Below are 19,048 nucleotides of genomic sequence, written 5' to 3' on the forward strand. Positions count from 1 at the left end.
TCTCGCACTTTTATTTTTGTTACTGAATATCACGCGATGCCGGGCTGTTTTTCAGGCGAAACTGGCCCTGTGCCATGGCCGGTTGCCTCACTCGCTGACGCACCAGCGGGCGCCCGAGATTGAACCAGGCCGCCAGTGCTGGCAGGAGGAAAATCGCCCCCAGCACGTTGACCAGGAACATGAACGACAACAGCACGCCCATGTCCGCCTGAAATTTCAGCGGGGCAAAGGCCCAGGTACAGACGCCAATCGACATGGTCAGGGCGGTAAACACTGCCGCCGTACCGCGTTGACACATGGCCTCGTAGAAAGCCTCGCGCAAATTCGCCCCCCGAAGCATTTCGTGCTGGATACGCTCATAGAGGTAAATCCCGTAATCGACACCGACGCCCACACCCAGCGCCATTACGGGCAAGGTTGCGACTTTGAGGCCGATGCCGAGCATCGTCATCAGGGCATTACAGAGGATCGCGACAATCGCCAGCGGCACCAAAATGCACAGCACTGCACGAATCGACAGGAAGGTCAGCCAGCAAAACAGCGCCACCGAGCCGAACAGTGCCCCGAGCATGATCACTTCGGCATGCTTGACCGCCTCGTTGGAGGCCGCCATGACACCGACGTTGCCACCGGCGAGGAGGAACTCGACCTGCGGCGAACTGACCTCGGCGATGATGCGCCTGGCTTGCTCGATGGCATGGCTGACGGTGCTGCCTTCATGGTCAGCCAAAAACACCAGGATCTGCATCTGCTGGCAGCCGTCGGTGACCAGCCCGTCATCCGGCATGTAGGCCCGTGCGCCCTGACTCAAACCCCGTGCAGATCCCGGTATGGCCGCCCAGCGCGGGTTGCCTTCGTTGTTACCGGCAATCACCCGCTTGCCCATGTCCACTACGCTCTGGATCGACTGCACTCCCGGAACGGTGCGCATGCGGAAATCAAACGCCTCCACCGCACGCATCACGGTGGGTGACAGGCAACCTTCTTCGACCCCTTTGACCTGGACAAACACCGACATCACATCCAGCCCGATCGAATAGCTGCTGATGATCTTGCCGTTATCCTGGTTGTAGCGAGAGTCGGCGCGCAGTTCCGGTGCACCGGCGCCAATGTCGCCCACCGCCAGATCACGGGCTTTATAGGCACCGGCCAGCAACAGCAGCAGGCTGATGGCAAATACCCCAAGCGCCGGGCCAGGCTCGGCCAGCGCCGACAGTCGCCACCACAGGCGGTGTTTGCCAGCGGGCTGCGCTTGGGCCCGGCGCAACAAGGCGGGTTCAAGGCGCAAGTAAGAAATGATGATTGGCAACATCAATTTGTTGGTGATGATCATCAGCATCACACCGATACAGGCCGTGACCCCCAGCTCGTGAACGATGGGTATATCAATCAGCATGATCACTGCAAACCCCAAGGCGTTCATCAACAAGGCCAAAGAACCGGGGATGAATATTTTGCAGAACGCCGAGCGCGCTGCGTCTTTGGCAGAGTGGCCTGCCAGCACTTCCTGTTTCCAGGCGTTGGTCATCTGCACCGCATGGGATACGCCTATGGAGAAGATCAGAAAGGGCACCAGAATCGACATCGGGTCGATGCCCAGGCCCAGCAACGGCAACAGGCCCAGCAACCAGACCACCGGGAGCAAGGCCACCAGCAGCGCCACCACGGTCAGGCGCAGCGAGCGGGAATACACCCAGAGCAACAACCCGGTGATGACAAAGGCCACGATAAAGAAGCCGATCACCGTGTTCAGCCCTTCCACCACATCACCCACCAGCTTGGCGAATCCGACAATATTGATTTCGATATCGGGGCTGTTGTACTTGTTGCGAATGTCCTCCAGGCGCTTGGCGATCTCCACATAAGACACCGGTTTGCCTGTCTTGGGGTCGATATCCTGCAAGTCTGCACGGACCATGGCCGATTTCAGGTCGTTAGCCACCAGCCGCCCGACCTGGCCTGAGGCCGCCGTGTTGCTGCGCACCTGCGCCAGGTCTTCGGGGGTGCCGCTGAAACGCGGTGGCACGACTACGTCACCGAAAAACCCTTCCTCGGTGATTTCGATATAGCGCACATTGGCGGTGAACAGCGATGTCACGCTGGGGCGGCTGACCCCAGAGATAAAAAACACGTCGTCAGTGACTTTACTCAGCGTCTCCAGGTACTCGGGGTTATAAATGTCGCCCTCGCCTTTCCAGCGCACACTGACCAGAAAGCGATTGGCCCCCGTGAAGTAATTGCTGAACTTAAGGAAGTTGATCATGTACGGGTGGCTCACCGGGATCTGTTTGTTGAACCCCGGGTCCAGTTGCGTGTGGGTGGCGCTGTAGCCCAGGCCCAGTGTCACCAGTACAAACAGCACCAACAGCTGTTTGCGCCAGGCCATCAAGTAATCTGCGCACGTTTCGACGCAGCGCGTCACCCAGTGTTTGCCTTGATTCATTGCATGACTCCCTTGGACTCACTGGCCTGCGGGGTCAACAGTGTTGCGACGCTGCCAGCAGAACCCTGCAATACCCCCCGCTCGCCACCCACCAGCAGGCGCGAGCCAATCAACGTTGCCGAAGTCAACGTGCCCAGCCCGGCCAGACGACCGACGCCGACCAGCTCACCCTGCTCATTCAGGCGCACCACGGAACTGCCCGCGCCGACAATCACCAGCCCGGTGTGATCGGGCAGCACGGCATGCCCGTACAGCGGTAGCGTGTTGCCGATGTTGATCTGCTTCCAGTTGTTGCCAAAGTCGTGAGTGACGAAGACATGCCCGCGCATGCCATAAGCCACCCAGTTATCGGCACTCAGGCGCACGATGCCGAACAATGAACCGTTGTAAAAAGGTGACAAGCTGCGCCAGTGCCGGCCCGCGTCATCGGTGCGCAAGACCAGCCCTTGCTCGCCCACCAAGATGCGTCGGCCATCGTTGCCACCGGCCATGCTGTTCAAATGGGCTTTGTCGATGTCCAGCGCCTGTGGCGTCCAGGTCTTGCCGGCATCAAGGGATTGATAGAACTTGCCGAAACTGCCAAACGTCATGACGCTGTCACCGCCAGCAGTCCAGACGCCCAGCAGCGGTTCACCCAGCTCGCTGTCGTAGCGCACTTCCTGCCAGGTGTTGCCCGCGTCGTCGGAGCGCAAGATCCAGCTGTCATGCCCGACCGCCACCAACCGTTTAGCGTCCAGTGCGACGACAGCGGTCAAGGTGGCGTGGCGTTGAGTGCCGACACTGGCCGGCTGCCAACTGACGCCCTGATCATCGCTGAGCAGAATGCTGCCGCGCTCGCCCACTGCGATTACTCGCGAGCCCAGATTAAGCAAGCCGTTGATCTGCACCCGATCCGGCCGCGTGGCCAATGGTTCTGCTTGCGCAGGGGATTTGGGCGAGAAGGTGTAGCCAATGGTCAACGCGACCACCAGGCAAACCGCGTAACCGATCAGAGAACGCATACACAACGCTCCTGTTCCAGGCACACGTGCATAGGGCAAGTCATAGGGCCAATCCTCTTGTTCTTGTCAGGTGCGAGGGCAGCAGAAGCACGCCATTCCTACGCGGCTTCCTAAGTGATACTCCGTGCAAGCCCTGGCCGTGACATCGTCCAAATGGCTTATGTCGCCGGGCTGCTGAGCCAGGCTGGCGGCGAAAAAGTGTGTGTATTGATTTCGCCGCCAGACCTGGCGCCTGCAGAGGGGTCAAGCGATGTAGAGAATGACCAGGTCATTGATGACGGATGGGCGGTCCTGGCCTACCACATGGGTATTGAGCTCCAGGGTCAACTGAGTGCCACGGGGCAGCCGCTCGACCTTTTTCACCCGGGCCCGGGAGTGGATGCGTGAACCTGCGGGCACGGGCGCCGGAAAGCGCAGACGGTCGGAGCCGTAGTTGATCTGGGTGCTGAAACCGCTGATCTCAAAACCCAGGGCCAGTTTCATTCGTGATTGTAAAACCTGTACCAGCGCACCATGGGCGATGGTGCCGCCGAACGGGCTTTGCAGACGCGCACGCTCAGGGTCGGTATGGATCCAGTAATCGTCGCCCGACAATTGGGCAAAGGCATCGATCAATACCTGGTCGACGACGACTACGTTGCTCCAGTCGCTGTAGTGCTCGCTGACCAACGCCTGTAAAGCCGGTTCATCGTTCAGGTCGATCTGCCGGGCCAGTGGCTGTTCGGACTCCACAGGCTGCGGAACGCGAGCCTGTTCTGGCAGCGATTCCAGTGGCGCGACGGCCTTGCCAACGCCGGTGAAGCGCAGCAGGCGATTACCTTTGCTGTCCACTTCGGCAAAGACCGGCTGCAACGCCATGCCTATTTTGATTTCGTTTTCATCAAGGCCGACCAGGTTGGTGTTGATGCGCACCCCTTGCGCCAATTCAACCACCGCCAGTTTTTGCGGCATTTCATCGATAAAGTCGGGCAAGGTGGCGATACGCGTCACGGTATAGCTGTACAGCGTCGCGCTGCCATCGACTTCACGCCAGGTCAGGTCATGCTCCAGGCAGACAGGGCAATGCCGGCGCGGGTAAAAGTTCCAGTGTGTGCACGCGTTGCATTGCTGGATCAGCAGGCGACGCGCCTTGAGCCCTTCCCAAAATGGCATGGATATCTGCGTGGGGACCGGCATGGGTTTGTTGTTGGACATGTGCTTATGCTCCCTGAAGTATCAATGCGCCCTGCTCGCTCATCACGCCGCCGGTACCGGACACGTAAACGTTGTCGCAGCGCCCCAGTTGGCGTTCTCCGGCCGTGCCGGCGATTTGCGTCACCGCCTCGATCACCTGGCTCATGCCGCCGGCCGAAGCCGACTGGCCAAAGCTCAGTTGCCCGCCGTGGGTGTTCATCGGGAAGTCACCCCGCCAGGTCAGGTCATGTTCTCGGACAAACGCCATACCCTCGCCCTTGCCGCAAAAGCCGGCATCTTCCAGGGTCAGCAAGGTGGTGATGGTGTAGCAGTCATAGATTTGCGCGGCGTCGATGTCCGCAGGTTTGAGCCCGGCCATGCCAAAAGCGCGCCGAGAAGCCGGGCCAATCGGCGTGTTGAGCATGTCTTCGGCATACGACGGCGATTTGAACGCCAGGTGCTCACCAAACCCGGTAATAAAGGCCGGGCGCTTGCGCGAGCGTGCCGCGACCTCCTTGTTGGTGATGATCATGGCTGCGCCCCCGGCCACCGGCATCACAATTTCCAGAACGTGCAGCGGATCGGCGACCATCTTGCTCGCCAGCACTTGTTCGATGGTCAAGGGTTGGCCATAAAACATTGCTTGCGGGTTGGCCAGGGCGTTGGTGCGCTGGTCGACGGCAATCTTGGCCATCGCGCGCTGGTCGTAGTCGTACTGGGCGGCATAACGCTGGGCGATCATCGCGTAACCGGTGTTCTGGCCCATGTGCCCATAGGGCAGGTCGAACTCGGCTTCAGGTGCGCCAAAGGCCGTGCTGTGCCCACCAAAGCGCATGGAGCGCGCCATCCAGGACGGGTCTTCATCCGGGCCAAATGGCGCCATGCGTGCGGGGATGACGCACAGCACCGCCTGGCACAGGCCCAACTCGATCGCTGCAGCAGCGCGCCAGACCATGCCCACCGAGGTGCAACCGCCCAGGTCCACCACTTCAGCGAAGTTCAAGCGCAGGCCCAGGTATTCGGCGGCCATGGCCGGAACAAATACCGAGGCTTCGTGAAAGTGCGGGCCGTTGATCACCAGCCCGTCGAGGTCCGAGGCCTTGAGCCCGGCATCGCGTAACGCCTGGGCTGCGAGGTCGGCAACCTGCTCAAGGTGAAACATCTTGGGCGCCGTCGCGTATTTTTCCGGTTTGTATTGTGCAGTGCCAACAATGGCTGCATGCCCTTTGAGCCCCATGACGCCTCCCTGCCGAAGCACAGGCTTCGGCCGTTTTAAAGTGATGGTGATTGCCCGGCGCCGTGGTTAAAGGCCCGGGCATGAGGTAGTGATCAGAAGGTGTATTTCATTGAGAACGTGGCGTAGTCACGGTCGGCAAACGGACGCTTGATCGGGTCCGGCTCGCCCAGGTAAGCGATGTATTTCAAACCGACTTCCAGGTTGCCCAGGTACTTGAACGTGGAGCCCACGCTCAGGCGCCGGTCGCCAGCGACACCGGAGATGCTCCCGGCCATGGGCGTAGAACCACTGAACACGTTGGAAAAGCTCAAGGGGACGTCCAGGTCCCAGCCCTGGAAAACCCCCGGATAACTGAACGACGCGCCCACGGTGTAGGCACTGGAGGCTTTGGTACGCCAGCCAGCGCTGGTGTTGTAGGTGTAGTCATTGGACGGGCCGACCAGCGCGCCCACTGAGGGCAACAGGTTCATCCCCAGCAGGTTCGGCGCTGCCGAGGTGGATTCGACGCTATCAACCTGCACGCGAATGACCTCAGCGGTCAGCGTGGTCTGGCTGGCCCAGGGGCGATCGCCAAGGATGCGCATGGCCGACAACTGCATTTGCTGGCCTTTGCCCTTGGCGGGCACGGCGCCAAGGGCGGTATTGACCATGACCGGCGCACCATCGCGGTACGACCATTCGGCACCCACCTGGGTTTCGCCGATTTTGGTTGAGGCGCTGATACCAGTCAGCTTGATGTCTTCGAAATACTTGACCCGGTAGCCGTTGATCGTGAACGCGTTAAGGCCACCGCCGACTGGCAGGGCGTCATAACCGAGCAAGGCGGTGGCCGGGTTCTTGTCGTGGTAATTGACGTGAAACAGCGACAGTTCGACTGCCTGCACTGGCCGGTAACGCACTTGCACACCCCATTGGCCGCCATCACGCGGCTCGTCGGTGCCCCGGTAAGCAACTTTCTGGCCGTTGGCGTAAATGAACTCGCGGCCTGGCCCGATCACATCGCTGCTCGACAGGTAGCTCCCCACAGGCGGCAGTTCGGTGCCCTTCCACTCGTACTGCACATACGCGCCAAAGGTCACTTGCGGGTTGAGGCGGAATGACCCGGAGACCTGGCCCACCGGCAGCAGTACTTCCTTGACTTCAACCCCCGGCTGGGCGGCTTTTACAGCGTCGGACGGGTTTTGCACGCCGTTGACGCCGGGGTAGTACAAGCTTTCGCCCCAGGACTCGATGTGTCGACCGGCCTTAACATCGAGCATGGTGTCATTGTCAAAACGCCAGCCGCCAAACACATAGGCATCCAGCAGGCGTGTGCGCCCGCCGCTGTAATAACGGGTGTCACTGGTGAACTCATCGTTGCTGCCGTACTTGTTTACCGTATCGGGTGAGTTGTTATCGTTGCCACGGTGGTAAACGTCGTCGTAAAACGTGCTGCCGCGCACCACCGCACCGTAGTTGTCCTTGCGCAGTATCAGTTCGCCCAGCGCGCCCACGCGGTTTGTGGTCAGGCTGCCCCGATCGAAGTTGCGGTTGGCATCGTCGGCGTTGATGGTCATCAAGCGGCTGCTTTGCTTGCCGGTCCGTACCCCGATGCCATAGCTGGTGGTCACCGACCAGTCCATGGTCATGCCGTTATCGAACTCGATCGTGTCACCGGCCCAGGCGGGCGTTGACGCCAGGGCCAGCGCCGCTGTCAAACCGCTGACCTGCAACGCGCCTGACGCCATGACCGTAGAGTTATTTTTATTTTTCTTGATCACACTGACTCTCCTGAAGGGCAACCGGTTGGTCGCCTGGAATGTTCAACCCTGCTGGCGTGCCGTTCGCTCAAAACACCTTGAGTGAAGTTGCCGGGCACGCGCTCTTTACCGCGCACCGGTAGCGATAGCGCCCCCGGTCCTCATCCCGTTCCAGCGATCCATTGGCCACCAGGTAATTGGCATGGGCCAAGGTCTCGCCAAGCGCCATCAGTTCGTCGAAACGCCCCGACAGCCTGGGAAACAACGCAGACATCAGTTCGAGCACGGTGCGCGGCTCGTCACAGTTGGCCAGCATCAACGCCAGTTGCCCTTGGTGGTGGGCGTCGAGTTGATCCAGACGGTGATGCAAATTGAAAAACGGCCGCTCGTGGGCAGGCAGTACCAGTACCGTGTCCGGCAGACTGCGCAGATGGGTGATCGAGTCGAGCCAGTCCAGCAGCGGGTTGGCCAGCGGTTCGGTGGCATGCACGCCGACCGTCGAGGTGATGCGCGGCAGCACTTGGTCCCCGGAAATCAGCAAGCCGTCTTCAGCGGCATACAGGCAGGCGTGCTCTGGCGAGTGGCCTTTGCCTGTCACGACCTGCCAGGTGCGACCGCCGATCTCCAGGCGGCTGCCTTCACGCAGGCGCCGAAAATGGTTCAACGGCACTGGCAGAAAGTGCGCGTTGCTCATCACCGCAAACAACTCGGCGCTGTGCTCGTCGCTCACACCGGCCTTGCGGTAGAAATCGAGAAAGTCCCACCCCGGCGGTTGATCTGCCGGGAACCTGACGTGCAACGCCTGAAACTCGCTGGCCGTCATGTACACCGGGCACTGGAAACGCTCGCTGAGCCATGCGCCAACCCCGGCATGGTCGGAGTGAAAGTGAGTGCAAACCACTGCAAGCACCGGCAGGCCTTCGCACACCTCATCCAGCACCCGGTCCCAGACCTCGCGGGTTTGTGCGGTGTTCATGCCGGTGTCTACCACGACCCAACCGTGGGTATCGCGCAGCAGATACAGGTTGATGTGATCGAGGCGAAACGGCAGAGGCATGCGCAGCCACCACACGCCCGGCGCTACTTCGCGAACCTGCCCGGACTCGGGTGCCTGCGGCCAGGGATAACGCAGCCCGGCGCGCAGTTCATGACCGTTGTGATCCAGATCAGCCATGGTCGGCCACCGCGAATGCCGCGAGCCCTGCCCGTTCCAGGGCGTGCAGCGAATACGGCACATACGTGCCAGCCGATTCGTCGCGGATATACAGCGGGTCGTTGCAACGTGCCGGGCAATACCCCTGACGTTGCAGGTCAACCTTGCGCAGCTTGAAACTCGCAGTCAAATCGGCTGACCGGGTGACACGGACAAACACCGGGGCCGCATAACGGGGTAAACGGGCCTCGGTCAGGTGATACAGCGCTTGCGGGTCAAAGTCGCAACCTGGCTGCATCAGCACCGCCGCCATCCCTGCCCGGCCCTCGTGGCCCGGCACCTGCACGCCGTAAACATTAATCAGCTCAAGGCCGGCAAGGTCGCCCAGGGCGTCGGACACTTCGGCGGTTGACACGTTCTCGCTTTTCCAGCGAAAGGTGTCGCCAATGCGGTCGACGAAGTAGCAGTAGCCGTCAGCGTCCTGGCGCAACAAATCACCGGAACTCCAGTACGCGTCCCCTTCGCGGAACACATTGCGGCGGATTTTGCTTTCGGTCGCCTCGGCCGAGGTGTAGCCCTCGAAGCGCCCGCTACCGATTTCAGGGTGATCGACGATAAAGCCCATGGCCTCACCGGCTTCACCGACCTCACAGACTTGGTAAAAGCCGTTTTCATCGCGCGGGTGACAGTCGTTTTCAATGTCGTAACGCACCAGCCGCACATTGGTTTTGCTCCAGTCCGGCACACGGCCGCAGGACCCAAAATAGTTGTCAACGTTGATGATCGCGGCGTTGGCTTCAGTGGCTCCCCAGCCTTCGAACACCTGGATCGGGCCAAATCGCTCCAGCCAGCGCTGCCAGGAATCGGGTGACAGCCCGGCGCCGAGCATGCAGCGCAAACTGTGCTGGCGTTCGCCTTCGCGCACCGGCTGGTTAAGCAGGTAACGGCAGATTTCCCCGATGTACTGGAAGATGCTGATGCGATGATTCGCCGCATCGCTCCAGAACTCACGCACGCTGAACTTTCGCCGGATCACAATGGCAGCACCGGCGCGCAGCGCGGTTGACGTCACCGAAGTGGCCGCAGCGCCGTGGTACAGCGGCAGACAGCAATAAAACACGTCGTCGCGGGTTGCCTGCAGGGTGACTTCCATCACATCCCCCGATGACAACCAGCGCATATGGCTGTAGCGCGCTGCCTTGGGCAAACCCGTGGTGCCCGAGGTGAAAATCAACAGGGTCGGCGTCTGCGCATCGATGTGCGCGCGAATATCGCGCGGGAACAGTGTGCGTGGAGCGTTCTCGATGCGCGCATCAAAATGCCCGTCTATAGCTTTGGGCTGCGGCCCCGACCAAGGGGTTTCAGGGTCATGGATCAACCAGCAAGGCACGTCCGGTAAACCCTCGGTGGCCTGCACATTGGCCAGGCATTCTTCGCCAACCACCAGGGCTTTGACCTCGGTGGTCTGCAGCGCATGCAGCAGCGGTTTGCCGCTGACCTGAGTGTTGATAAAGGCCACCACCACACCGAGTTTGACCAGACCAAACCAGGTGCAGAAAAACGCCGGGCGGTTCTCCATGATCAACGCACACACGTCGCCAGCGCGCAGGCCATTGGCGTAGAACGTATGGGCCATCTGATTGGCCCGTGCGTCGACTTCGCGATAACTCAGGCGCTGCTCGCGGTAGATCAGGAACGGGCGTTCGCCCTGCTCTTGCGCCTGCTGCTCAAGACGGTCGGCCAGGGTGTAAAGGTCACGGGGCTTGATCAACCCGGCAGCGGCAGAACGCAGATCCAGCAGCGCCTGGGTCTGTTCCCGTGGCACCGGGCGGGTTGGTAGCACACCGGACAGGGTATTCAGGCTCATTGCGCCACCTCCTGCGCAACGGCTTGCCAGGTGGGGTAATCCGTATAGCCCGCCTTGCCCGGTGTATACAGCGTCTTGCGATCAAAACGACTCAGCGCCCGGCCGTGCCGGAGGCGTTCAACAAGGTCCGGGTTGGCAATAAAGTGACGGCCAAACGACACGGCAGCCCCCTCGCCCGACGCGAGAGCGGCATTGGCCGAGGGGCCGTCGAAACTGTCATTGAGAATCAGTGCATGAGGGCTGTGCTGACGCGCCAGTTCAAAGGCATCCAGCCCTTGCAGCGGCGAACGCATGATATGCAGGTAAGCCAGCGGCAGCGGCGCGACCGCAGCACACAAGGCCGCAGCGGTGTGTGCAGGCTCCAGGTCGTCAATGTCGTTGTACGGGTTGCCGGGGCACAGGCGAAAACCGACACGGCCCGCACCAATGGCCCCGGCCATGGCCTCGATCACTTCCTTGGCAAAACGCACGCGGCCCGCAGCGTCCCCGCCGTAGGCATCGTTGCGCAGGTTACTGCCGGAAGCCATGAACTGCATCGGCAGATAACCGCTGGTGCAGTGCAGCTCTACACCGTCAAAGCCTGCCTGACGCGCATTCAAGGCTGCCTTGCGGTAGTGCTCGATGACCTGTTGAATACCTTGCACCGTCAGCGCTTGAGGCATGTCGGTGTCGACCGGCCCGTGGCTGTCGCTGAACACCTGAGTGTTTGCGCGCAGTGCCGAAGGCGCCACCGTAGGTGCGCCTGCCGGTTTATTGTGCTGGCTGGCCGCGCGGCCTACGTGCATCAGTTGCAGCACAATGCGTCCGCCTTCGGCATGCACGGCCTCGGTGACCCGCTGCCACCCGGCCATCTGCTCGGCACTGTAGATTGCGGGCGTCCGGCAATAGCCCAGGCCGCAGGCCGAAGGTGCAGTGCCTTCGGCGATGATCAACCCGGCACCGGCGCGCTGGCGGTAATACTCGACCATATCGCTGCCAGGGATTGCATCCGCCAGGGCTCGACTGCGTGTCATCGGCGCCATGACAATTCGGTTGGCCAGCTTCAGCTCGCCCAGGGTGACCGGCTCGAACAAGACGCTCATTTCAATTCCTCAGCTTCTTATTGTTTTCAGGCTGCCCGCAGGCTTGCCACCGCGTGGGCAAGCGCTGACCTGCCAGCGACTATGAGCTGAATGATTAATCGTCAACGCCAGACAAACATCGTCCGACAAGACTAGGTAGGAGATCTGTGCGGCCTGACCGAGCAAACGGGACTGCACTCGACCAAAGATGGCAAGAACATGGTCTGAACAGACGATGAGAAAATCCCGTGACAGACTGAGCATCACGCACACCCTAATAAAACCGGGAGCACCCGCAGTGAACCATTCCCCCCCCGTGACCTGGCGAACGCACTACGCACTGTTTGTGCTCGCCACGATATATGTCTTCAATTACATCGACCGCCAACTGATGGCGATTCTGATTGAGCCGGTGAAGCTCGAATTCGGCATTTCGGATACCCAAATCGGCCTGTTGTCAGGGGTAACCTTCGCGGTGTTTTACACCGTGTTCGGTTTTCCCTTGGGGCGCCTCTCCGACCGTGTCGGGCGCAAGCCGGTGATCGCCTTCAGCTGCATGGCCTGGAGCCTGATGACCATGCTTTGTGGCATGGCCGGCAACTTCCTGACGTTGGTGCTCGCGCGCATTGGCGTGGCGGTGGGCGAAGCCGGCGGTACAGCGCCCTCAGTGGCCATGGTGTCGGATTTATACCCGCCCGAGCGCCGTTCCACCGCCCTGGCCTGCCTGATGCTGGGTTCAAGCCTGGGCGCCATTGTCGGTCTGGGCCTGGGCGGCTGGGTCGCCCAGCACCATGGCTGGCGGTACGCCTTTATCTTGATTGGCGCGCCCGGAATCTTGCTCGGCCTGGTACTGCTGTTGACGGTGCGTACCCCCAAGCGAGTTGTGCCGTTAAGCAGTACGGCGCTGCAAACGGAAGGCTGGATGCAGACCCTCGTCGAGCTGTTTCGCATGCCGTCGTTCCTCTGGCTGGTCCTTACCGGCGGCGCAGCGGCGATTGCCGGATATGCCGTCGGCACCTGGAGCCCGAGCTTCCTGATCCGCTCCCACGGCCTCAACATGCAACAGGCCGGGTTTCTGGTGGGCGTAGTCGGCGGTGGCGGCGCAACCATTGGCACACTGGTCTGCGGCGTGCTCACCGATCGCCTGGCGCGACGTGATGCGGGCTGGCAAATAGGCGTACCGCTGCTGGGCACGCTGATCAGCATCCCCTTCGTCCTCGCCTACTTTCTATGGCCGCAAGGCACGGCGTTTTACGTTGGCAGCACAGCGGTACCACAAGCCTTCCTGTTCTACAGTGTTTTCGCGTTTTTTGGCGTGTGGTGGGCGACTCCCTGCCTGAGCGCCATCACCCATTTGTTCCCGGCAACCCGACTGGCGCAGGCGACTGCGATTTTTGTGATGTCCATGACCCTGCTCGGCGTCGGCGTCGGGCCCTTGTTTGTCGGTATGCTCAGTGACTTTTTTGTGCCGAGCCTGGGCAATGAATCATTGCGTTATGCGCTGGCCTGCTCAGTGTCGATGCTGGTGTTGGCCAGCGTCTTCCTGGTCCTGGCATTGCCGCGCTACCGCCAACACATGCAACACCCTGCCCGCCTGACCACACCTTTGCGGGCTGTCACGGCCTGATCCGCTTTACGCCCCACCCAGCCGCTGCAACCTCACAGGTTGCAGCGGCTTTTTCATGCCTGCACCTCAGGTGACGTTGCCCCCTTCTCTTGTAAGCTCCGAGCGGACCCATTCGCTGGACAAAAAAAGCCCCGGCGGTTGCCGGGGCTTTTGCTTCAAGGCCGGGTTTTAGCGACCGGAAGCGCGTGCGGCATCGGCGGTGTACTGGTCAGGGGTGTATTTACCTTCATTGAGAATCGGACCTTTTTTCGATTCGTTGGTCATGCCGTAGCCGGTGTACTGACCGGAGTTAAGGTCCATGAAAAACTGCGAGCCGGCCTGCCAGCCGCTCATGTCAGGGTGGTAGTAGTAATTGACCATGGCGTGTTTCCACAGCTGCCCACGGGCATCGTAGTTGTCGGCCAGAACCGAGTTCCAGGTGTCTTCATCAATGAACAAGACACGCTTGCCATACACATGACGAAAGCCCTCTTTCAAGTCAGCTTGCAAGACCCAGACGCGCCGCAGTTCATAACGCATGACGTCAGGATTTGGGTGGTTGGGCGTGAGGATGTCGGCATATTTAAGGGTGCCGGCGTTGGCTTTAAAAGCGTTGGCCGGGGTGTAGATTTCACGTTTGCCGATGAGTGTCCAGGTGTAGCGTTCCGGGGAACCGTTGTACAAGCGATCTTCGTCGACGGTCATGGTGCCGTTGGTGCCAATCATCGGCTGGTCGTAGCCGTATCCCGGCAATTGCCTGACGCGTCGGGTTGAGGGGCTGTAGGTCCAGGCCTGGCGCGCGTCGGTGGCAAAGTTGTAGGGCTCGTGGGCAATGTTCAGGGTGCCGTTATCACGCGCCGGTTTCAGGGTCATGTTGTTACTGAGCGACTGGATTTTGCCGTCTGTGCTGGGGTCGACCACCGGCGAGTTGGCGGGTGCCAGGTTGCGCGCCAGGGCACGACCCCAGCCGATGCTGCCGTTGGGCAGGACCGAGGCCAGGTCGCTGGTTTTTTCTTCAGTCCAGGCCCGTGCTGGCAGTTGGTGGTTCCACAGCAGTTCCATGCCGTTCTTGGGAATCGGGAACGGCACCTGGCCCAGCCCGGTGAAACCTGCGCCGTCGTTGACCAGCTTGGCGTGCAAGGCGTTGTCCATCGCGCGTCGGCACACGTAATCGGGGTAACGGAAATCCCGATGGCCTGGGTAAATGTTCATTTTGTAGGTGGTGGGGTACTTCTTCAGCAGCGCCTTTTGGCCTTCAGTCAAATGCGCTTCGTACTGGCTCATGTTCTGCGCGGTGATGACCGCAATCGGTTTTTCGGCGGCATAAGGGTCAACCGGATGGTCGCCCGAGAATTTCACATGCTGCCAGCCCGGCACCTCTCCCAGATACTTGCCGGTGTACGGCGGGATGGTGCCTTCGGCGTTACCGGCCTGTTCGGCGCCGACGCAGGTCAGCTCCTTGCCCAGTTTGGCGGCTTCCTGGGCTGAGACCTCGGCGCTGGCATACGTCGACAACCCGCACTGGGCTGTGACTGCGACCGCAAGCATGAGACCTGTTCTTGTTATTGTCATGTTGTGCCTCCTTCGCTGATAAGGCTTTTGGGTATGGCCCCATTGTTAGTGTTCTGCCGGCCGCAACATCGTCCGGAAAGACTAAAAAAGGGCTATGCATCGAGGTTTTCTTGCATGTGCGACTTGAGCACCTTGCCGGTAGCATTGCGCGGCAACGGCTCAAGCAGGCGATACACCCGTGCAGGCACTTTGTAAGCCGCCAGGCGCTCGGCGATGAACGCGCACACTTGCGGCTCCTGGGGCAGCGACGAGGCCTGACCATGCACGGCCAGCCCCACCACTTCACCCAGCAACGGGTCGGCAATGGCAAACGCCGCCGCCTCAAGAACGCCGGGCATATCGAGGATGCAGGTTTCGATTTCCGCCGCTGAGATCTTCTCGCCGCCACGGTTGATCAATTCCTTGACCCGGCCGGTGATAGTCAAAAAACCTTCATCGTCGAGGTAACCGATATCCCCGGTGTCGAGCCACCCGTCACGCAGGCAGTGAGAGGTGGCTTCGGGCAGGTTCCAGTAAGCGCTCATCAGCGTCGGTGAGCGCAGCCAGATCAGCCCGCGTGCACCTGCTGATTGCGCTTGGTGCGGGTTGTCGCCAATACGGATGTCCACGATGGGCAAGGCCCAACCGGCCGATGCGGGCTTGTAAACAAACGGATCACCGCCAATCGCCGAGCCGATGCCGTTGCTTTCAGTCAGGCCATAACCGGCGCCGCCGATGACCTCGGGCTTGAGCTTGAGCATGTTGTCCAGCACTCCGGCGGACGAAGCCCCGCCGCCCAGGCCCAGCCCGAACAGGCTGGCGGTGTGTTCACTGGCAAAGCGCGGAGACGCCAACAGTTGCTGCATCATCACCGGCGCCCCGTTGAACTGCGTGCAGCGCTCGTCGCGGATCAAGTCCAGCGCGTGCTCCACATCCCACTTGTACATCAGCAGGAGCCTGCGCCCGCCGCGCAGCGCCGAGAGAAACTGCGCATGCAGGCCGCTGACGTGAAACATCGGCACCGCCGCAAGAATCGTCGGCAAGTAACCGCTGTTGATCACCACACCGATGCGCTCAGGCGAACTCATGGCGCAGAACGCACCCTGGAAATCCAGGGCAAAAAGTGCCTGGGAAATGGCCCGATGGCTAGACACCACACCCTTGGCCCGGCTGGTGGTGCCGGAGGTGTAGAGAATAAGGGCAGCTTGCTCGGGCTCGATGGGCCGGGCCGGAAACGGCGCAGCCGGGGCGTTGATCAGGTCTTCGAAGCGCAGGCAGTATTCGGGCAATACGCCGTCCCGGGCGCCGACGACGATGGTCGCCCGTTGTTCACGGCGCAGGTCTTCAGCCAAGGTATTGAAGCGCGCTTCGTCGCACAGCAGCACACGTGAACCGCTGTCCTGTAAGCCATGTTGCAGCTCGTCGCGCAGGCCCCAGCTATTGAGCGGCACACACACACCGCCACACTGCTGGATTGCGGCAAAGGCCACCAGCCAGGCGGGCTGGTTGCGCATGGCGATTGCCACGCGTTCACCGGGTTGCAGGTCAAACTGCGCGACCATTTGTTCTGCGAGGCGATCAACCTGGTCGAAAAATTGGTTGAACGTCAGGCGTTGTGTTTGCCAGATCAGAAACTCACGGTCGCCATGGACCCGCCCGGCGTCAATCACCTGCAACAGATTGCGCGGCGCATGGCGAAAATAGCGTGGCGCGCCGTCGTCCGGGGTCACTACTTCAAACGGCGCACCGGGGGCGATCAATTGCCGCCACGCGGTTTGCCAGCGTTCTATGCTCATCGATGTATTCTCCAAAACATATGTCCCACAGCGTTGGCACCCGTTCGCGGCTAGGTGTTGCTTGCGTAACGTTGGCAATGGAAGTCGCGATCACCGAGGCAGCTTTGGGCGACGCGGACGCGTTTGAGGTACAGGCCGACGTCCAGCTCATCAGTGACGCCAATGCCGCCGTGCATTTGCACGGCTTCGTTGGCAACCTTGATGGCGGTGTCACCGGCCTTCCATTTCGCCAGGCTCACCAACCGGGCGCGGGTGCGCGCATCCAGGCTGTCGTCATCCAGGCTCGCCAGCGCGGCCATCAAGGCGCTGCGGCTCAGTGCCAGGTCGATGTACATCTGGGCGGCGCGGTGTTGCAGGACTTGAAAAGTGCCAATCCGGGTGTCGAATTGCACACGGGTCTTGAGGTATTCAAGGGTGGTGTCGAACAATTGCCCGGCCATTCCCAGCAACTCCGCGGCCAGGCACACGCGACCACGGTCGAGTGCGCTGTCGAGGGCGTACCAGCCCTCGCCCACCTTCCCCAGCAGTGCCCCATGGCTGACCTGTACCTGGTCCATTTGCAGGCGTGCGCTATTGCGTGAATCGATCATCGGCAAGGCGCTGACGGTCAAACCCGGCGTATCGGCTGGCACCAGAAACAGGCTGATGCCCGAGCTGTCGCCCGGCTGCCCGGCTGTACGCGCAGCCACCACATAGGCGTCTGCCCCCAAACCATCCACCACCCAGAACTTCTCGCCGTGCAAGCGATAACCCTGCTCGTTTGGCAACGCTTGCAGGGCGATACGCTGCGGTTCGTGGCGCGAGTGTTCCTCCAGCGCCAGGGCCAGGCGCTGTTCGCCGCCAATCAGCGCGTGTAACCAGCGTGTTTGTTGCGCCGTGTTACCGGCCAGATGCACCAGCGAACCGGCCAGTACCACGCTGGACAACAGCGGCATGGCTGACAGGTTGCGGCCCATGGCTTCGAAGAGTGGCCCCAGCCCCTTGCAACCAAACTCAAGGCCGCCAAACGCTTCGGGGAATGGCACCGCGCTCCAGCCCAATGCCACCGCGTCGCTCCACAGCTGAGCTGAAAAGCCCTGGGGCGCAGCTTCATCGCGCAGACGCCGCTGGGCGCTGACGGGGCTGCAGTCAGCCAGAAAATCCCGGGCACTGTCGGCCAGCAACCGCTGTTCATCGCTGTAACGCAGGCTCATTGCGTGGCTCCTTGTCTGGCGTCGGGTTTTTTAGCGTCGGGCAAGCCCAGCACGCGTTTGGCAATGACATTCAACTGGATCTCCGAAGCGCCGCCGGAGATGGTCAAGGCGTAGCTGTTCAACCACGAACGGGTGACCGCCAGTTGCTGTTCGCTATAACAGCTGTTTTCCCATCCAAGGGCATGCCCGCCCATGGCGTCGAGCAGCACTTCGAACTTGTCGCGCTCTTGCTCGGTGTGAACAAGCTTCATGATCGACATCAGGCCACTAATGTCTTCGCCCGCCCGCGCCTCCTCGCCCATACGCTGCACGGTCAGGTTGTAGGCGTGCTCGTTCATCGCACAGGCGCTGGCCCGTGCGTGCAAGGCATGCTCGCTCTGGCTCTGCGGCGCCGGTACGTACTCGCGCAGCAAGGCCAGCAGGTCGACGTGGGATGGCAGGCTGAATTCGCCGAATTTCGACATCGCCTTGCGCTCGTGCTGCAACAGGTATTTGGCCAGGCTCCAGCCACCGTTCAACGGCCCGATCAACTGACTCTTGGGCACTTTCACGGCATCGAAGAACACTTGGCAGAACGCCGATTTGCCGCTGATCAAATCGATCGGTTGCGGCTTGACGCCAGGGCTGCGCATGTCCAGCACAATCAGACTGATGCCTTCATGCTTGGGCGCGCTGAAATCAGTGCGCACCAGGGCATACATCCAGTCGGATTTGTCACCGTAGGAGGTCCAGATTTTGCTGCCATCGACGACAAAATGATCACCGGCATCGCGCGCGGCCATTTTCAGGTTGGCCAGGTCAGAACCGGCGTTCGGCTCGGAAAAGCCCTGACACCAGCGCACTTCGCCACGGGCAATGGGCGGCAGCAAGTCACGTTTCTGTTGCTCACTGCCGTAGGCCAGCAACACCGGGCCGAGCATCCAGATGCCCAGGTTGATCTGCGGCGGCCGGCACTTGAGCCGGCGCATCTCGCTTTCGAGCACGGCTACTTGCTCGTCACTTAATCCGGCACCGCCATATTCCTCGGGCCACTCGGGGCAGAACCAGCGCTTGTCGCGCATGCGTTCGAACCACAGGCGTGCGTCTTCACAGGGAAACTGTGGGTGCTGGCTGCCCCACACCACATCGCCTTCTGCCATGGCGGTACGCATCGACGGCGGGCAGTTGGCTTCCAGCCAGGCACGGGTCTGCGCCCGAAATTGCTCGATAGTGCTCATGAATGTCCCCT

General features: G+C 61.0%; 13 protein-coding genes. 1 reads left to right on the forward strand and 12 read right to left on the reverse strand.

Going from position 1 to position 19,048, the window contains the following annotated elements; genetic code table 11:
- Positions 1 to 19: 19 nt before the first annotated feature.
- The 8 genes from QMX84_RS00700 to QMX84_RS00735 all read right to left on the reverse strand — a co-directional run bounded on the left by QMX84_RS00700 (position 20) and on the right by QMX84_RS00735 (position 11,695).
- Positions 20 to 2,443, reverse strand: a complete 2,424-nt coding sequence (locus tag QMX84_RS00700; protein WP_282362841.1) for an efflux RND transporter permease subunit — start codon at positions 2,441 to 2,443, stop codon at positions 20 to 22.
- Entirely contained in the window at positions 2,440 to 3,444 is a 1,005-nt protein-coding gene (locus QMX84_RS00705; RefSeq protein ID WP_282362842.1) for a YCF48-related protein, read from the reverse strand. Before QMX84_RS00705 ends, QMX84_RS00700 begins: the two co-directional genes overlap by 4 nt.
- Before the next feature lie 243 nt (positions 3,445 to 3,687).
- A complete protein-coding gene (locus QMX84_RS00710; RefSeq protein WP_282362843.1) occupies positions 3,688 to 4,638 on the reverse strand; it encodes an OB-fold domain-containing protein in 951 nt (316 codons plus the stop codon).
- Between the two features lie 4 nt (positions 4,639 to 4,642).
- Positions 4,643 to 5,854, reverse strand: coding sequence for a thiolase family protein (locus QMX84_RS00715; RefSeq protein WP_123749202.1), 1,212 nt, complete (start codon positions 5,852 to 5,854; stop codon positions 4,643 to 4,645).
- A 92-nt stretch (positions 5,855 to 5,946) separates the two neighbouring features.
- Positions 5,947 to 7,614: a DUF1302 domain-containing protein gene (locus QMX84_RS00720; RefSeq protein ID WP_262125928.1), complete on the reverse strand. Its 1,668-nt coding sequence runs from the start codon at positions 7,612 to 7,614 to the stop codon at positions 5,947 to 5,949.
- Positions 7,615 to 7,681: 67 nt separating this feature from the next.
- The gene (locus QMX84_RS00725) at positions 7,682 to 8,767 is read right to left on the reverse strand and encodes an MBL fold metallo-hydrolase (protein ID WP_282362845.1); all 1,086 of its coding nucleotides are present in this window, start codon (positions 8,765 to 8,767) and stop codon (positions 7,682 to 7,684) included.
- Complete coding sequence (locus QMX84_RS00730; protein ID WP_282362846.1) at positions 8,760 to 10,613, reverse strand: long-chain-acyl-CoA synthetase; 1,854 nt, start codon at positions 10,611 to 10,613, stop codon at positions 8,760 to 8,762. Before QMX84_RS00730 ends, QMX84_RS00725 begins: the two co-directional genes overlap by 8 nt.
- On the reverse strand, positions 10,610 to 11,695 hold the full coding sequence (locus tag QMX84_RS00735; RefSeq protein ID WP_282362847.1) for an alkene reductase: 1,086 nt from the start codon (positions 11,693 to 11,695) through the stop codon (positions 10,610 to 10,612). The genes QMX84_RS00730 and QMX84_RS00735 overlap by 4 nt, the downstream gene beginning before the upstream one ends.
- Positions 11,696 to 11,972: 277 nt before the next feature.
- On the opposite strand from QMX84_RS00735, the gene QMX84_RS00740 reads away from it, so the two are divergent.
- Positions 11,973 to 13,301 carry an MFS transporter gene (locus QMX84_RS00740; protein ID WP_282362848.1) on the forward strand — a complete coding sequence of 443 codons (1,329 nt, stop codon included), beginning with the start codon at positions 11,973 to 11,975 and terminating at the stop codon, positions 13,299 to 13,301.
- A gap of 168 nt (positions 13,302 to 13,469) precedes the next feature.
- On the opposite strand, the gene QMX84_RS00745 is transcribed toward QMX84_RS00740, so the two are convergent.
- The 4 genes from QMX84_RS00745 to QMX84_RS00760 form a co-directional block, all read right to left on the reverse strand.
- Positions 13,470 to 14,828, reverse strand: a complete 1,359-nt coding sequence (locus QMX84_RS00745) for a DUF1329 domain-containing protein (RefSeq protein WP_262125933.1) — start codon at positions 14,826 to 14,828, stop codon at positions 13,470 to 13,472.
- 116 nt (positions 14,829 to 14,944) lie between these two features.
- A complete protein-coding gene (locus QMX84_RS00750) occupies positions 14,945 to 16,627 on the reverse strand; it encodes a class I adenylate-forming enzyme family protein (RefSeq protein ID WP_282362849.1) in 1,683 nt (560 codons plus the stop codon).
- 50 nt (positions 16,628 to 16,677) lie between these two features.
- A complete protein-coding gene (locus QMX84_RS00755; protein ID WP_282362850.1) occupies positions 16,678 to 17,820 on the reverse strand; it encodes an acyl-CoA dehydrogenase in 1,143 nt (380 codons plus the stop codon).
- Positions 17,817 to 19,037 carry an acyl-CoA dehydrogenase family protein gene (locus QMX84_RS00760; RefSeq protein ID WP_282362851.1) on the reverse strand — a complete coding sequence of 407 codons (1,221 nt, stop codon included), beginning with the start codon at positions 19,035 to 19,037 and terminating at the stop codon, positions 17,817 to 17,819. Before QMX84_RS00760 ends, QMX84_RS00755 begins: the two co-directional genes overlap by 4 nt.
- Positions 19,038 to 19,048: the final 11 nt, after the last annotated feature.

The organism is Pseudomonas sp. PS01297 (assembly GCF_029959305.1).
Classification (GTDB): Bacteria; Pseudomonadota; Gammaproteobacteria; order Pseudomonadales; family Pseudomonadaceae; genus Aquipseudomonas; species Aquipseudomonas helleri.

What these genes read in the sequence shown, in the direction of transcription:
- QMX84_RS00710 (WP_282362843.1), bottom strand. Translation starts at nt 4,638, where the DNA reads ATGTCCAACAACAAACCCATGCCGGTCCCCACGCAGATATCCATGCCA.
- QMX84_RS00735 (WP_282362847.1), bottom strand. Translation starts at nt 11,695, where the DNA reads ATGAGCGTCTTGTTCGAGCCGGTCACCCTGGGCGAGCTGAAGCTGGCC.
- QMX84_RS00700 (WP_282362841.1), bottom strand. Translation starts at nt 2,443, where the DNA reads ATGAATCAAGGCAAACACTGGGTGACGCGCTGCGTCGAAACGTGCGCA.
- QMX84_RS00705 (WP_282362842.1), bottom strand. Translation starts at nt 3,444, where the DNA reads ATGCGTTCTCTGATCGGTTACGCGGTTTGCCTGGTGGTCGCGTTGACC.
- QMX84_RS00745 (WP_262125933.1), bottom strand. Translation starts at nt 14,828, where the DNA reads ATGCTTGCGGTCGCAGTCACAGCCCAGTGCGGGTTGTCGACGTATGCC.
- QMX84_RS00760 (WP_282362851.1), bottom strand. Translation starts at nt 19,037, where the DNA reads ATGAGCACTATCGAGCAATTTCGGGCGCAGACCCGTGCCTGGCTGGAA.
- QMX84_RS00755 (WP_282362850.1), bottom strand. Translation starts at nt 17,820, where the DNA reads ATGAGCCTGCGTTACAGCGATGAACAGCGGTTGCTGGCCGACAGTGCC.
- QMX84_RS00750 (WP_282362849.1), bottom strand. Translation starts at nt 16,627, where the DNA reads ATGAGCATAGAACGCTGGCAAACCGCGTGGCGGCAATTGATCGCCCCC.
- QMX84_RS00730 (WP_282362846.1), bottom strand. Translation starts at nt 10,613, where the DNA reads ATGAGCCTGAATACCCTGTCCGGTGTGCTACCAACCCGCCCGGTGCCA.
- QMX84_RS00725 (WP_282362845.1), bottom strand. Translation starts at nt 8,767, where the DNA reads ATGGCTGATCTGGATCACAACGGTCATGAACTGCGCGCCGGGCTGCGT.
- QMX84_RS00715 (WP_123749202.1), bottom strand. Translation starts at nt 5,854, where the DNA reads ATGGGGCTCAAAGGGCATGCAGCCATTGTTGGCACTGCACAATACAAA.